This window comes from Rhizobium sp. CNPSo 3670 (assembly GCF_057784555.1).
Genome location: NZ_JBXSOL010000009.1, coordinates 171,640 through 186,087 on the forward strand (window position 1 = coordinate 171,640; position 14,448 = coordinate 186,087).

The window sequence follows — 14,448 nt, forward strand, 5'->3', positions numbered from 1 at the left end:
TTCAAAACATATGGCGAACTTCCGCCTAGCGGCGAACCGGCACCTGCGCTTCGAGACTTCGAAAGACGCGGGCGATCACGGCAGTCAGGGCGAGATAGAAGAGAGTGACGACGATGAGCGGTTCGTAGACGAGCAGCGTGTCCTGACGAACCTTGTTGGCGACGGCATAGAGGTCCATCACCGTCACCGTGAAAGCGAGCGGCGTCGCCTTCAACTGCATGACGATCTCTCCGGCAATGGTCGGGAGGGCAATGCGAATGGCGCGCGGCAGCCAGATGCGGCGGGTGAGCTTCCAGGGCGACAGGCCAAAGGCGCGGCCGGCCTCGAGCTCGCCCTTGGGAACGGCAAGCAGCGCGCCGCGCAGCACTTCAGCCTCATAGGCCGCATAATTCAGCGTGAAGCTGACGGAAGCGAAGAAAAACCCCTCGCGCAGGATCGGCCAGAACAGGCTCTGGCGGATGCCGGGGATCATGGGCAGCAGCGAGCCGACCCCGTAATAGAGGAGCCAAAGCTGGATAAGCAGCGGCGTACCGCGGAAGAAGGTGCAGTAGCCGCGGGCGGCGAGTCGCGTCAGCCTGCCGCCGGTGACCTGCGCGAAAGCGAGACCGATGGCGATGACGAAGCCGAAGACCACGGAAATGACCAGCAGAGCTACGGTCTGCCAAGCGCCGGTCAGAAGAAGCGGCCAATAGGAGGAGATCCAAGTGAAACTCATGGCGCGCTTTCTTCAGGCCAGACGCGGCTGTCCCCGCCGCACCCGCCCTTCGATCAGTTTGAAGACGGCGTTGGAAGCGAGTGTGATGGCGAGATAGAGAAGAGCCGAGGCAAGAAAAAAGACGAAATAGTGTTTGGTGCTCGCCCCGGCGAGGCGGGTGGCGAGCGCCAGTTCCTGATAGCCGACGACCGCGACCAGCGCGCTGTCCTTGGTGACCGACATCCACAGATTGGCAAGGCCGGGCAGCGCATTCGGCAACAGCGCCGGCAAGAGGACGCGACGGAAGCGCAGCACCGGCCCCATGCCGAAAGCCTTGGCGGCCTCGATTTGGCCGACGGGAATGGCAAGGATCGCGCCACGCAGCACCTCGGTCATATAGGCGCCCTGCACGAAGCCGAGAACTGCGACGGCGGCGACGAAACCGTTCACCTCGACCGGCGGCAGATTGAATGCCGCCAGCAGTCGGTTGAGGCCTTCGGTGCCGGCATAATAAAGTGCGACGATCAGGATCAGCTCGGGAACGGCGCGAATGACCGTCGTATAGAGATCGAGCACGAGGCGGAGCACAGGATTGCCTGAAAGCTTTCCAAGCGCACCGCCCGTGCCAAGCAGCAGGCCGACAGCGAAGGCGCAGGCGGAGATGGCGACCGTAGAGACCGCACCTGCCAGAAGAACGCCGCCCCATCCCGGAGGATAGGGGGAGAGCAGGTCCAGAATGCCTTGTTGCCCGGTCGCCATTTCTAGGAGAGCTTACTTCGCGCCATAGATATCGAAATCGAAGTATTTCTTGGTAATTGCGTCGTATTGGCCGTTGGCGCGAACAGCAGCGATCGCCTTGTTCAACTTGGCTTTCAGCTCTGTATCTTCCTTGCGCAGGCCACCCGAAACACCAGCGCCCAGGATCTCCTTGTCGTCGGCGACATCGCCCATATTGGCGCAGCAATCCTTGCCCGCATCGCTTTTCAGGAAAGCGTCGAGCGCGAGGGAATCACCGAAGACATAGTCGATGCGGCCGGAAGAAAGGTCTTGGAAAGCCTCGTCGAGCGTCTGGTAGGTCTTTTCCTCGGCAACGGCAGCAAAATACTTCTTGTAATATTCCGACTGGATCGTCGATACTTGAATACCGATGGTCTTGCCCTTCACATCCTCTGCCGTGGCACCCGGCTTCTGGTCCTTGGGGCCGATTAGGGTGCTCGGGGTGTTGTAATATTTGTCGGTGAAGTCGATCACCTTCGAACGTTCCGCGGTGTTCGACATCGACGACCAGATCACGTCGAACTTCTTGCTCTCAAGAGCCGGAATGAGGCCGTCCCAGGAGATCTCGACGATCGAGCACTTCTCCTTCATCTCTTCGCAGACGGCGTTCATCAGGTCGATTTCCCATCCCTGCCACTGGCCCGAGGCGTCTTTGGCAAAGAAGGGCGGGTAGGATTCGTTCATGACGCCGAAGCGGACTTCGGCCTGCGCCGCGACTGCGGAAAGCGCAAATGCGACGCCGGCGAAAAGCGTGGGGAGCAGTTTCATTCGCAGGATTCTCCTGGTTCGTGTTGTCGGTGATGGCTCGATGCAGTGATCAGTGGGCGCTAAGGCGGGTGAACTCCCGGCAGCGGGCGCTGACGGGGGCCCCGAAGACGCGTTCCGGCGGGCCTTCCTCCTCGATCCGCCCTTGGTGCAGGAAGAGGACGCGGCTCGAGACATCGCGAGCGAAGCGCATTTCATGCGTGACGATCAGCATGGTCCGGCCCTCTTCCGCCAGATCGCGAATGACTTTCAGCACCTCGCCGACCAGCTCCGGATCGAGCGCCGATGTCGGCTCATCGAACAGCATGACGGCGGGATCGACGCAGAGCGCCCTTGCGATCGCCGCGCGCTGCTGCTGGCCGCCGGAGAGAAAGGCGGGATAGGCGTCGCGCTTGTCGAAGAGCCCGACCTTGTGCAGCAGGGCTTCCGCCTTTTCGATCGCTTCGCGCCTGGAAACGCCCATGACATGCACCGGCGCCTCGATGACGTTTTCCAGTACGGTCCGATGAGCCCAGAGATTGAAGCTCTGAAAAACCATGCCGAGCCCGGTTCGCAGCCGCTCGATCTGCCGCCAGCTCTGCGGCTGCAGCCGGCCGCCGCGGCCGCTCTTCAGAGCGACCTCCTCACCGTTCACGGCGATGCGGCCACGATCCGGCGTTTCCAGAAAATTGATGCATCTAAGGAAGGTGCTCTTGCCAGAACCGGACGAGCCGATAATGGAGATGACGTCAGACTTATGGGCCTCAGCCGAAATACCCTTGAGAACCTGTTGCGAGCCGAAGCTTTTATGAAGATCTTCGACGCGAAGAGCAGGAATGGGCTGATCCGACATGCATGGGTCCGGCTGAACTGAGTTTGCGAAGGATAATGATAAAGTTGCGCGGTTTTTTCGCGCAATTTCTGCCTCTTTTGCATTTAATGTGCAAAATAATCTTTCTCATGCGGCAAACCAGGCAGAACGCATGAGCCGCGAAACGCCGAAATGGACTGGATAATGGAACAACTGGATCGTTTTGACCGTGACATCCTCGATATCGTTCAGCGCGACTGCCAGCTGAAAGCCGAAACCATCGCCGAACGGATCGGGCTGTCGGTCTCGGCGGTGCAGCGGCGGCTGAAGCGGCTGCGCGAGGAGGGCATCATCAAGGCGGAGGTCGCCGTCCTCGACAGGAAGGCGACCGGGACATCGATGGTGTTCATCGTCGGGATGGAGATCGAGCGGGACAATTACGACGCCTTGGCGAAGTTCCGCGTCTGGGCGGAAAAACAGGATCATATCCAGCAGGTCTATTACGTCACGGGCGCGGTCGATCTGATCGCGATCGTGACCGCCCGCGACGTCGAGCATTATGACGACATCGCCGCCCTGATCATGGCGGACAATCCGCAGATCCGCCGCATGCATACGAATGTGGTGCTGCGGGACGTCAAGCTCGGCCTGTTCGTGCCGCTGGAATAGCCATCACCTCATGCCGCCGGCAAGCTGCTGGACTCATATTGGACAAAGGGCATAATTCCGGACGCATTTCGGGAGGAACGAGCCTTGACTTTACGACACCAGATCATCGCATTGGCGATCGTTCCGCTCGTCATTTCGATCCTTGCGATCACCACCTTCATCACCTGGCAGTCGGCAAATCTCGCCAAGAACAGCATCGACACGTTTGAACAGAACATGCTGAAGACCAAGGAAGGCGAAATCCTCAACCTGACCAATCTTGCCTTGTCCGCCATCCAGACGATTTACGACAAAGCCGGCCCCGACGACGAAGCCGCCAAGCAGCGGGTGGCTGGGATTCTGACCTCTCTCGACTATGGCAGGGATGGCTATTTCTTCGTCTACGACTATGACGGCAACAATATCGTCCATCCGCGCCAGAGTTTCCGGCATGGCCAGAATTGGCTGGACCTGACCGATCCTGACGGCGACAAGGTGATTGCCGAGCTTATCGCCACGGCAAAGGCGGGCGGCGGCCTGCATCAATATAAATGGCAGAAACCTTCCACGGGACAGATTGCCGACAAGCTCTCCTTCGTCGTCAGCCTCGACAAATGGCACTGGGTGGTGGGAACCGGCGTCTATCTCGACGACGTCTTTGCTCAGAGTGCTGCCGCCAATGCCGTGATGCGCACCAACATCAGGCGAACCTTCGTCATCGTCGCGCTGATTGCCGTGCCCTCGGTGCTCGTCGTCTTCACGACCTGCATGCTCCTGACCTTCCACGAGCGCCGCATGGCCGACAGCCGCCTCAAGGAACTGACGCAGCGGGTCATCGACACCCAGGAAGAGGAGCGCACGCGGCTGGCGCGCGAGCTGCATGACGGCATCTCGCAGACCCTTCTCGGCGTACGCTATGCAATGGACCTGGCCGGCCGCAAGGTCAGGACCAATGTCGACGATGCGGCGCTGACCATCGAGCGCGGCGTCGAGGCGCTGAACGGCGCCATCAAGGAAATCCGGCTGCTCTCGCACGATCTACGCCCCCGCGTGCTCGACGATCTCGGCCTGACCGCGGCGCTCGAGGCTCTCTGTCATCACTTTGCCGAACGGACGGGGATCGAGACTGATATCGACGCCTCGGGCTTTAATGGCATGCTGAAGGCGGAAGCCAGCACGGCCCTCTACCGCGTCGCCCAAGAGGCCTTCAACAATGTCGAGCGGCACTCGGGCGCCTCGAAGCTTTCGGTCAAGCTGTGGAGCGACGGCGGCCGCGCCCGCATGATGATTTCGGACAACGGCACCGGCTTCGACGGTAGCAAGGACGGCGGATCCGGCGGATCGGGTCTCGGACTGCGCAACATGCAGGAGCGCATGGCCCACTTCCGCGGGCTGTTGCTCATCAACAGCAGCGAGTCCGGCACGACGCTGACGGCGATGATGCCGAGATCGGCCAATCTGCCCGCCGGCAAGCAGGCGGAAGCCGCATGAATGAACGCGCGAAAATCAGGGTTCTCCTGGTCGACAACCATCCGCTGGTGCTGGACGGGTTGAAAGCGGTGTTGGAAACATTCGACCATATCGAAGTCGCCGGTACCGCCGGGCTCGCGCAAACGGGTCTCGAAATCGCCCGGCAGATCCAGCCGCAGGTGGTGTTGATGGATATCAACATGCCGAGACTCAGCGGCATCGATGCGATCGAACTATTCAGGAACGAGCTTCCCCAAGCCCGGGTCGTAATGCTCTCCATGCATGACAGCCGGGAGTATATATCCTCGTCGGTCATGCATGGAGCAGCCGGCTACGTGCTCAAAGATGTTTCGACGGACGAGATCGTTGCGGCCATCGAGACCGTGGCTGATGGAGGCACCTATTTCTCCTCGGGGGTCTTCGACGCGCTGATGGGCGAACGCGCAAACGAGGGCAGCGATCCCCTGACGCCTCGCGAGCGCGACATTCTCGGACTGATCGTTGCCGGCAGGAGCAACAGGAAGATTGCCGAAGCGCTCGGAATAACCTCCGCCACGGCGGAAACGCACCGAAAGAACCTCAAGAAGAAGCTCGGCATCGCCACCACGGCCGGCCTCATCCGTTACGCGCTCGATCACGGTATCGTCTCAAAAGTCAGCGGAAATCCTCGCCTACCCACTTCTGGGTAGACGCCGACATTTCCGCCCCGCGGCCATCTTGTGGGGGCAAAACCGACGCCATAGGACTCCATCCGCGGCTGGCCAAGTGTCAGTCGTTGGGAGGAATTCATATGCGTTACATCAGCTTTCGATCGGCTGGAAAGGTCGAGCGATCCGAACCGGGCTCGCCGCGGCCTGCGGCTGACAGACCCGCCTTCCACGCCGACAACTGGAACATGGCGACTGCCCCCCGCGGCGCCTGAAAGGTACCCGACATGGAAAGACCACATAGCAAGGCAGCGCTCTGGCTGCTTATCATCCCGTACATAGGGCTGCTCTGGCCGCCGTTCTACAATCTCCGCGAGCCGTCGCTTTTCGGCTTTCCCTTCTTCTATTGGTATCAGCTTCTCTGGGTACCGATCACAGCGACGCTGACCTGGATCGCCTATCGGAGTATTCGCCATGACGACTGACATCAACGTCACGGCGCTTGCCGTCTTCATCTTCTTTTTCGCCCTCGTCACCGTCATGGGTTTCGTCGCCAGCCGCTGGCGCAAGCCCGAGACGCTGGCTCATATCGATGAATGGGGTCTCGGCGGACGCAACTTCGGTACCTGGATTACCTGGTTCCTCGTCGGCGGCGATTTCTATACCGCCTATACCGTGATCGCCGTCCCGGCGCTGGTCTACACGGTCGGCGCCTACGGCTTCTTCGCGCTGCCCTATACGATCGTCGTCTACCCCTTCGTCTTCATGGTCATGCCGGTGCTGTGGAAACGTGCCAAGGATTTCGGCTATGTGACGGCAGCCGACGTCGTCCATGGTCAATATGGATCGCGCGGTCTCGAGCTTGCCGTCGCGGCGACCGGTGTCATCGCCACCATGCCTTACATCGCCCTGCAGCTCGTCGGCATGACGGCAGTCCTGAAGGCGCTCGGACTGCATGGCGAACTGCCGCTGGCGATCGCCTTCATCGTGCTGGCGCTCTATACCTACTCGGCGGGCCTGCGCGCGCCCGCCTTGATCGCCTTCGTCAAGGACATCATGATCTATATCGTGGTGATCGCCGCGGTCGCGCTGATCCCGTCGAAGCTCGGCGGCTACGCCAATGTCTTCGCCTCGGCCGATGCGGCCTTCCAGGCCAAGGGCTCCGGCAACCTGCTGCTGGGCGGCAATCAGTACGTCGCCTATGCCACGCTCGCTCTGGGCTCGGCGCTTGCGGCCTTCATGTATCCGCATACGCTGACAGGCATCTTTGCCTCCAACAGCGGCAAGACGATCCGCAAGAATGCGATCATGCTGCCGGCCTATACGCTGCTGCTCGGCCTTTTGGCGCTGCTCGGCTATATGGGCCATGCCGCCAACCTGAAGCTTGACAGTGCGAACGACGTCGTTCCCACGCTGTTCAAGACGCTGTTTTCGGGCTGGTTCTCCGGCTTCGCCTTTGCCGCGATCGCCATCGGCGCACTGGTGCCGGCGGCGGTGATGAGCATTGGCGCGGCCAATCTCTTCACCCGCAACTTCTGGAAGGCCTATGTCGATCCCAAAGTCAGCGATGCAGGCGAGGCCAAGGTCGCCAAGGTGACATCGCTGGTGGTCAAGGTCGGCGCGCTTCTCGTCATCCTTTTCCTGCCGACGCAGTTTGCCCTCGACCTGCAGCTGCTCGGCGGCATCTGGATCCTGCAGACGCTCCCGGCGCTGGTCTTCGGTCTCTACACCGGCTGGTTCCGTGCACCCGGCCTGCTTGCCGGCTGGTTCGTCGGCTTCTGCGGCGGCACCTTCCTGGTCTGGGATGCCGGCTGGAAGCCTCTGCATCTGATCAGCCTCGGCGGCGAACCCTTCACCGTCTATACCGGCCTGCTGGCGCTGGCGGCAAACATCGCGGTTGCAGTCGTGGTCAACGCCCTGCTTCCAGCCAGGGCCCCGGCTCGGGCGTAGGCACGAAAACGCGAAGGGCAGCAAACGCTGCCCTTCCTCATTTCAAATTATGGCAGGGGCGCAGGAGCGCTTCCGCGATCAGAATTCTTCCCAATCGCCCGCCAATGCCGCGTTCCCCTGGACCGCCGCGCCGCCCTGGAACGACTTGCCGATCTTCGCGATCATCTGCCGAGCGGGCGAGGCGACAGGTTGAGCGTGCTGCGCTGCTGCGGCGGGCGGCGTCATGCGCCTTGATGCCACCGCTCCGCCGATATTGAACTGGCTGAGCAACTGGAACAGCGCATCGGCTTCCTTGGCGAGGTTATGGGCGGCAGCTGTGGCTTCCTCCACCATGGCGGCGTTCTGCTGCGTCCCCTGATCCATCCTGTTGACAGCGGCGTTGATCTCTTTCAGCCCCGTCGCCTGTTCCTGCGAAGCGCCGACGATCGCGCCGACATTGCCGTCGACCTGCTGCACCTGCGCGGCAATCTCCTGCAAGGCCTTTCCCGTCTCGCCGACGAGGGCGACGCCGCTCTTCACATGGCCGTTCGAAGCGTTGATCAGTTCCTTGATCTCCTTTGCCGCTTTGGCGGAACGCTGCGCCAATTCGCGCACTTCCTGGGCAACGACGGCAAAGCCCTTGCCGGCTTCACCGGCGCGGGCGGCTTCGACGCCGGCATTCAGCGCCAGCAGGTTGGTCTGGAAGGCGATCTCGTCGATGACGCCGATGATGCTTCCGATCTCGGTGGCGGAAGATTCGATCTTGCCCATGGCGTCGACCGCATCGCGAACGACGCTGCCCGAGCGTTCCGCATTGTCCTTGGTCTTGCGGACGAGCTGCCCGGCTTCCTGGGCCCTGTGGCTGGAGTCCGCGACAGTGGTCGTGATCTCTTCCAGAGCAGCGGCGGTTTCCTCGACGGAAGCGGCCTGCTGTTCCGTCCGCTTGGCGAGATCGTCCGAGGCCGACCGGATCTCCTGTGCGCCGGCCGCGATGGCGCTGGCGTTCTGAGAAACCTTCTGCATGGCGGCACGGAGCTTTTCGACCGCGGCATTGAAATCGGCGCGGAGCTTTTCCAGGGACGGAATGAACGGCGTGTCGATCTGCTGCGTGAGGTCGCCGTCTGCCAGGGCCTGCAAGGCGTCCCCAAGCCAGCCGACAGCCTGGTCCGTTTGCTCCGCAAGGGTGCGGCGTTCGTCGGCATCCTGCTCGAGGCGTTGCCGCTCCGCGACAGCCCGCTTGCTTTCCGCATCGGCTTGCCGTTCCGCCTTCGCTGAAATCGCGTCACGCAAGCTGGCCACGGCGCGCGCGAGCTTGCCGATCTCGTCGCCGCGCGCTTCGAGGCGACGATCGCCGTCAAGATTGCCTTCCGCCATCGCTTTTAGCGAAAGCTGGAGTTTTGCCAGCGGACCGATAATCGTACGGGATGTGATGACGGCAGCGACCATAGAGAGAAGAGCCGCGATCCCCAGCGCCGTCAGCACGATTGGCTTGAACCCGCTTGCCGAACTGCGAACCGTACCGCCGATCGTTTTGTTCAACGCTTCCTGATAGTCGATGAATTTATTGATGGCGCCGAGCCACTGCACAAAGGCCGGACGGGCTTGTTCGAGCAGGATCTTGCGGGCCGCTTCGCCGTCGCCCTTCTCCTGCAGCGCGATGATCTCGGCGACCAGAGGATTGGTTTTCGCCTGAATGCCGGCAATCTCGTTGAGAATGGCTTTTTCCTGATCCGTGGCACCTGCCGGGGATGCAACCATGTCGGCCATGCGCTTTTCATTCTCGGCATAAGTGGCCGCGAGCTTGTCGATCAGCGCCTCGGCGGCCTTGCGTTCATCCGCCGAGGTCACCAGGGTCACGTCGCGGATAGCGATCGCCCGATCATGCACGCTGCCGCGATAGTTGATGGCAAAGCGTTGCTTGACGCTGTTGACGTCATTGATCGTTTCAAGTTCGCTGTTGATCTTCGCAACCTCGACCGCCGAATAGATGGCCAGGCCGGCCATTAGCAGAACCAGGAAGCTGAAGCCGAGGGTGAGACGCACCGCGATCCCGAAATTCTTAATGCTGTTCATTGGCACTCTCCATGGTTGGCGAGGTTGTCAAAAGTCGCTGGGACATCAGGATCGCTCGCGACTCCTCATTCAAGCGTGCGGTCCTTGATCCGTACCCGAACACGTCCCGAGGCACTGTTCGCGCCCGACATGCCACTTCGCATGCACTGCACGTTGTCCGGGAACGGCCGAGCCAATGCCCAGGAGGCGCGGAAAGTAACATCGTCGATTTCGTGCAAGATTTCGGAAGCCCGGCTCGCCGTCATGGCGTAGGTGACGATCCTGAGAACGCCTTCCCGATATCCCAAAAAATTTAGGGGAATATATTTTAGAGAATGTAAACGGAGACGGCAGAGAGCCAGTAAGCTGCGTTTTTCGTATATCTTGTGCGCGTTTCTTGCACGGCCGCCATGCGGGAAGAGTATGCTAAGTTGTTTCGCAGAAACGGCCGACATCTGCTGTTGTAAATTCGGCGCTCAACTCTTTCGCCGCCTTGCACTCGGACAATGATCTGGGAACGCCGGACGGAAATCGCGAATCACTTCGGATGCACTGCGGCAGCGCAGACGATGCTTTGGCGCCGACTCTGCGTAACCAACAATTCCGGCCGAAACAATGTGCTGCAACGATCCGACATCCTGTGCTCATGGAATTGCCCGTCAGCGGCGTCAGCCACCCAGCAGCGGCAGAAGCTGATCGCCCTGACGCTTGATCTCGGAGAGGTAAGGCGTATCCGAAAGCACGAAATGCGATATACCCAATTCCTGATATTTGCGCAGCGAGCGGGCGACGTCTTCCGCCGAGCCGACCAGCCAGGTGGTGCCGGCCCCGCCGCCGCCGAACTTGCCCGGCGCGGTATAGAGATTATCGTCGAGCACGTCGCCGCGCTCGTGAAGAGCGAGCAGCCGCCGCTGGCCGACAGCGAGCACGCGCTGGTGATCGTGCCAGCCGGCGCCGTTGTTTTTCGCCATCTCGGCGACCTTCGCCTCGGCATCGGCCCAGGCTTCATCCGTCGTGTCGCGGACCAGCGTTGTGATCCGCAGCCCGAATTCCAGCGGGGGAAGGTCGCGGTCGAGGTCCCGGCTCAGTACCTTGAGCTGGTCGATCCGTTCCCGGACGCCGTCGAGCGGCTCGCCCCAGAAAAGCTGGACATCGGCCTCGGCCGCCGCCACCCGTTCGGCCGCCTCCGACGCACCTCCAAAATAGAATTTCGGGTGCCGGCGGTCGCCGCGGACCTCGATGCGCGGCACCACGGTGGATTCGGTGACCCGGAAATGCTCGCCTGCCGAGGTGACGTTTTCTTCCGTCCATAACCTGCGGACCAGCCGCATGAACTCCCTCGTCCTGCCATAACGATGCGCCTGATCCGCCTCGCTGTCGCCGTAAGCCGCCAGGTTGTCCTTGCCCGAGACGATGTTGATCCGCACCCGGCCGCCCGTGAGATGGTCGAGCGTCGCGGCTGCGGACGCGAAATTTGCCGGCCGCCAATAACCCGGGCGGATCGCAATCAGCGGCTCGAAGGTGGTGGTGCGCGCCGCGAGCGAGGCCGCGACGGTGAACGTGTCGGGACGGCCCCAGCTGGTGCCGATGAGCGCGCCCTTCCAGCCGTGCTCCTCAAGCGCCTTCGCATGGCTGGTCAGCGTATCCAGGCTGTTGTGATTGTCGACGGCGGAATCGCCGCGATGGCCGGGCCTGACGTCGTTTGGAATATACCAGAGAAATTCGGAATTATTGCTCATGCGATGCTGCGGATCTGCGCGGTTGGAAGAAGAAGGCCTCCCGGGGAATCATGCGGTTATCTGCCTCGCCGGCGCCCATGCGGGATAAGATGGAGCATTGCCCACTAAAACAGTAGACTATTTAATTTAATATTGGCGGTGCTGATGAAAAATTGTGCCACAGATCGGTGCCCGCGGGCTTGGCAGCGTCCCAATAGGAAAAGCGCCTGGAACGCTTGTTCGCAGGCGCTTTAAGATTGTTCGATCCCTGTTCTCGACCTTACGGCCGGGCAGCGTCCGTCGCTCCAGTCGGCGCCGAAAATGCCCGGCGGTCAGGCAATGGCCGGCGGGTATTCATTGGCCCGGAACACGTGGTGATGCACCTTGCCGGTGAAGAGCTGCAGGAGTTCGCCGGTGACCTCGCGGCTCTCGAAGCGCACATCGGAGCGAAGCGCTGCGTTGACCGCATCCATATCGGGATAACGTATGGCGAGAGCCATGGCATAGACCGGAGCGCCTTCGTCGCGCTCCAAGCCATCAAGCACCCGGACTTCCTCGGCGCCTGGAAATTTCGTCCAGAGAGGAACGAGCCGCTGCCTGACAAAGGCGCGGAATTCCTCTTCTCGGCCGGGATGGATTTCGCCTTCAAACAAAGCATAACGAATGATCATGGGTTCTCTTTTCCAAAACTCGCCGGAGCTGGATCGATATTGGCGTGGTGTCAGCGGGGGTAAGGGCGTATCCGCAGATACGCCCTTGGGAAGGCTTATTTGCCCCAAATTTTCTTGTATTGATCGCGATAGCCGTTATCGGGATCGAAGCTGTTCTTCGGCCCGCCGTCGAATTCGACGTTCGCGCTGGTCACCACGTGCAGCGGCGACACGTAGCCCGACCACGGCGCACCCGCGAAAGCGCGGTTCAGTTCGTCGACGAGCTGCCAGCCCTGGAGGTTGAGCGGCTCGGCGACCGTGACGGCCTGATACTGCTTGGCGCGAATGCGCTGATAGGCGCTCTCCGAACCGTCACCGGCTGCGACGTTGACCGGCTTTCCGTCGCCTGGAATGCCGGCAGAGGCGAGCGACGGTCCCATGAAGTCGTAATAGAGGTCGTTGATCGCCAGCGAATGCGTCCACTTGGCGCCGTACTTCTGCAGCAGCGAAGTGGTCAGCTGCGGCATGCGCTGCGAGGTTTCGGCGATTGGCGTGTCGACATATTCGAGCACCGTGCCGCCGAGATCCTCGATCTCCTTCTTCATGCGGTCGGCCTTGGCGATCGCGATCGCATAGGTGGAGTCGGTGAAGATGATGACACCCGGCTTGCCGCCGGCATCGGCGAAGGCCCAGTCCGCCGCAGACTTCGATACTTCCATCGCATCGGTGGTCACGTTGGCGAAGACGCCGACTTCGGGAACCGGGCCGACGGCCGAGGCGGCATGCCAGGAGACCATCGGAATGCCGGCAGCCTTTGCCGCTTCCATTGCCGGCTTCTGCTCGACGGCGTCAAAGCCGTTGATGATGATGCCATCGGGCTTCAGCGCCATGGCTTGGCCGAAGGCCGCCGTCCGGCCGCCGATCGAACCAGCGCCGTCGAGCACTTTCACCGTCCAGCCGAGCGCGCTGGCCGCTTCCTGCACGCCATTGGCGACGCCGAGGATACCGCCGTTCTTCATATCTGCCGCGAGAATGACGATGTTCTTTCCGGTGGCGCCCTTGGGGCCGCTTGTCGGGCCATCCCATGCGCTCACCTTGGAGGCATATTTCTCGACCACGGCTTTGGCGTCGGCCATGGAATCGGCCATTGCCGGCACGCTCAGCATAAAGGCGACGGCTGCGACCGTTGCCTGCAATAAGGTCCTGCGCTTCATGTTCACTCCTCCATTTTGTTTGTTATGAAATGCCGGCCGGGCCGGCATCCTCATTTGGATGCGGGTGTGATCCTCCTCACAGCTCCGCGCTTGCGCTGGGCGTAGCCTGCGATGCCGATGGCAATCAGCAGGGTCACGCCGTTGAACAGCGGTTCGACGAAGAACGATCCGCCGAATTGCTGAATTCCAGATATCCCCACCGCCAGGATGATGACGCCGATCAAGGTGCCCCAGACGTTCACCCGTCCCGGCTTGATCGTCGTCGATCCAAGGAAAGCGCCTACGAGGGCCGGCAGCAGATATTCGAGGCCGACGCTCGCCTGGCCGATGCGCAGCTTCGAGGCCAGCAGGACCCCGGTCAGGGCCGCCAGCAGGCCTGACGTGACGAATGCGCCCATCACGAATTTGCGGACGGGAATGCCGTTGAGGGCCGCGGCCTTGGGATTGGCGCCGATGGCATAGAGATAACGGCCGATCGGCAGGTATTCGAGCACGATCCACATGCAGATCGCGATCAGCAGCACGTAGAAGCCGGTAATTGGCAGGCCGAACAGCATGGTGCCGTTCAGCGCGTAGAAACCTTCAGGCAGGACGCCGACCACCTGCCGGCCGCCGGTGTGCCAAAGGGCAAGCGCATAAAGGACCGTACCGGTGCCGAGGGTGGCGATGAAGCTGTCGATCTTGGCGACCTCGACGAGCAGACCGTTGATGAAGCCGGTGAGGACGCCAAGCGCGAGAACGATGAGGACGGCGACCGGCCAGGGAAGGCCGTAGACCGTCTGCAGGCTGATGGCGAGAATGTGCCAGAGCACGATGCCGTAACCCACGGTCAGGTCGATGCGGCCCGAGGCCATCGGGATCATCGCGGCCAGCGACAGAAGCGCGATGATCGCCTTGTCGGAGACGATCGAGCGGACATTCAGGACCGTCGGAAACGTATCCGGCAGCATGATCGAAAAGAGCAGGATCAGGCCGACTGTCAGGATCACCAGACCATAAACCGGAATCAGGCGCCCGATCTTCTGTCCGGCGGACAAGCCGGCCATTTCGCTCTTGGTCGGCTCCAGCGCGGTGGATTCAATGGATTGCATGGC

The 14,448-nt window shown here is 61.4% G+C and carries 14 protein-coding genes; 5 read left to right on the forward strand and 9 right to left on the reverse strand.

Annotated elements, in window-relative coordinates; all coding sequences use genetic code 11:
- Nucleotides 1-25: 25 nt before the first annotated feature.
- From AC13QO_RS12040 to AC13QO_RS12055, 4 genes are read right to left on the reverse strand one after another with little or no spacing between them, the layout of a single operon-like run.
- Nucleotides 26-715 (reverse strand): ABC transporter permease, encoded by a 690-nt coding sequence (locus tag AC13QO_RS12040; protein ID WP_434715092.1) that lies wholly within the window; start codon nt 713-715, stop codon nt 26-28.
- Between the two features lie 12 nt (nt 716-727).
- Nucleotides 728-1,453: an ABC transporter permease gene (locus AC13QO_RS12045; protein ID WP_488540767.1), complete on the reverse strand. Its 726-nt coding sequence runs from the start codon at nt 1,451-1,453 to the stop codon at nt 728-730.
- Nucleotides 1,454-1,465: 12 nt separating this feature from the next.
- A complete protein-coding gene (locus AC13QO_RS12050; RefSeq protein WP_488540768.1) occupies nt 1,466-2,239 on the reverse strand; it encodes a transporter substrate-binding domain-containing protein in 774 nt (257 codons plus the stop codon).
- Nucleotides 2,240-2,288: 49 nt separating this feature from the next.
- Nucleotides 2,289-3,068, reverse strand: a complete 780-nt coding sequence (locus AC13QO_RS12055) for an ABC transporter ATP-binding protein (RefSeq protein WP_085780720.1) — start codon at nt 3,066-3,068, stop codon at nt 2,289-2,291.
- 162 nt (nt 3,069-3,230) lie between these two features.
- Here AC13QO_RS12055 and AC13QO_RS12060 point away from each other — a divergent pair, with 162 nt between their 5' ends.
- From AC13QO_RS12060 to mctP, 5 genes are all read left to right on the forward strand, one after another.
- Nucleotides 3,231-3,695, forward strand: coding sequence for an Lrp/AsnC family transcriptional regulator (locus tag AC13QO_RS12060; protein ID WP_488540769.1), 465 nt, complete (start codon nt 3,231-3,233; stop codon nt 3,693-3,695).
- Nucleotides 3,696-3,779: 84 nt separating this feature from the next.
- The gene (gene mctS / locus AC13QO_RS12065) at nt 3,780-5,165 is read left to right on the forward strand and encodes a two-component system sensor histidine kinase MctS (RefSeq protein ID WP_488540770.1); all 1,386 of its coding nucleotides are present in this window, start codon (nt 3,780-3,782) and stop codon (nt 5,163-5,165) included.
- Complete coding sequence (gene mctR / locus AC13QO_RS12070; RefSeq protein WP_488540771.1) at nt 5,162-5,833, forward strand: two-component system response regulator MctR; 672 nt, start codon at nt 5,162-5,164, stop codon at nt 5,831-5,833. Before mctS ends, mctR begins: the two co-directional genes overlap by 4 nt.
- Before the next feature lie 245 nt (nt 5,834-6,078).
- Nucleotides 6,079-6,276, forward strand: coding sequence for a DUF3311 domain-containing protein (locus tag AC13QO_RS12075; RefSeq protein WP_488540772.1), 198 nt, complete (start codon nt 6,079-6,081; stop codon nt 6,274-6,276).
- Complete coding sequence (gene mctP / locus AC13QO_RS12080; RefSeq protein ID WP_285193992.1) at nt 6,266-7,741, forward strand: monocarboxylate uptake permease MctP; 1,476 nt, start codon at nt 6,266-6,268, stop codon at nt 7,739-7,741. Before AC13QO_RS12075 ends, mctP begins: the two co-directional genes overlap by 11 nt.
- Before the next feature lie 78 nt (nt 7,742-7,819).
- Here mctP and AC13QO_RS12085 read toward each other — a convergent pair whose 3' ends face one another.
- The 5 genes from AC13QO_RS12085 to AC13QO_RS12105 all read right to left on the reverse strand — a co-directional run bounded on the left by AC13QO_RS12085 (nt 7,820) and on the right by AC13QO_RS12105 (nt 14,445).
- Complete coding sequence (locus AC13QO_RS12085) at nt 7,820-9,793, reverse strand: HAMP domain-containing methyl-accepting chemotaxis protein (protein WP_488540773.1); 1,974 nt, start codon at nt 9,791-9,793, stop codon at nt 7,820-7,822.
- Between the two features lie 647 nt (nt 9,794-10,440).
- Nucleotides 10,441-11,511: an LLM class flavin-dependent oxidoreductase gene (locus AC13QO_RS12090; protein ID WP_488540774.1), complete on the reverse strand. Its 1,071-nt coding sequence runs from the start codon at nt 11,509-11,511 to the stop codon at nt 10,441-10,443.
- Between the two features lie 311 nt (nt 11,512-11,822).
- Nucleotides 11,823-12,161, reverse strand: a complete 339-nt coding sequence (locus AC13QO_RS12095; protein WP_488540775.1) for a hypothetical protein — start codon at nt 12,159-12,161, stop codon at nt 11,823-11,825.
- Nucleotides 12,162-12,256: 95 nt separating this feature from the next.
- Entirely contained in the window at nt 12,257-13,354 is a 1,098-nt protein-coding gene (locus AC13QO_RS12100; protein WP_488540776.1) for an ABC transporter substrate-binding protein, read from the reverse strand.
- Between the two features lie 50 nt (nt 13,355-13,404).
- A complete protein-coding gene (locus AC13QO_RS12105; RefSeq protein ID WP_183699998.1) occupies nt 13,405-14,445 on the reverse strand; it encodes an ABC transporter permease in 1,041 nt (346 codons plus the stop codon).
- Nucleotides 14,446-14,448 lie beyond the last annotated feature (3 nt).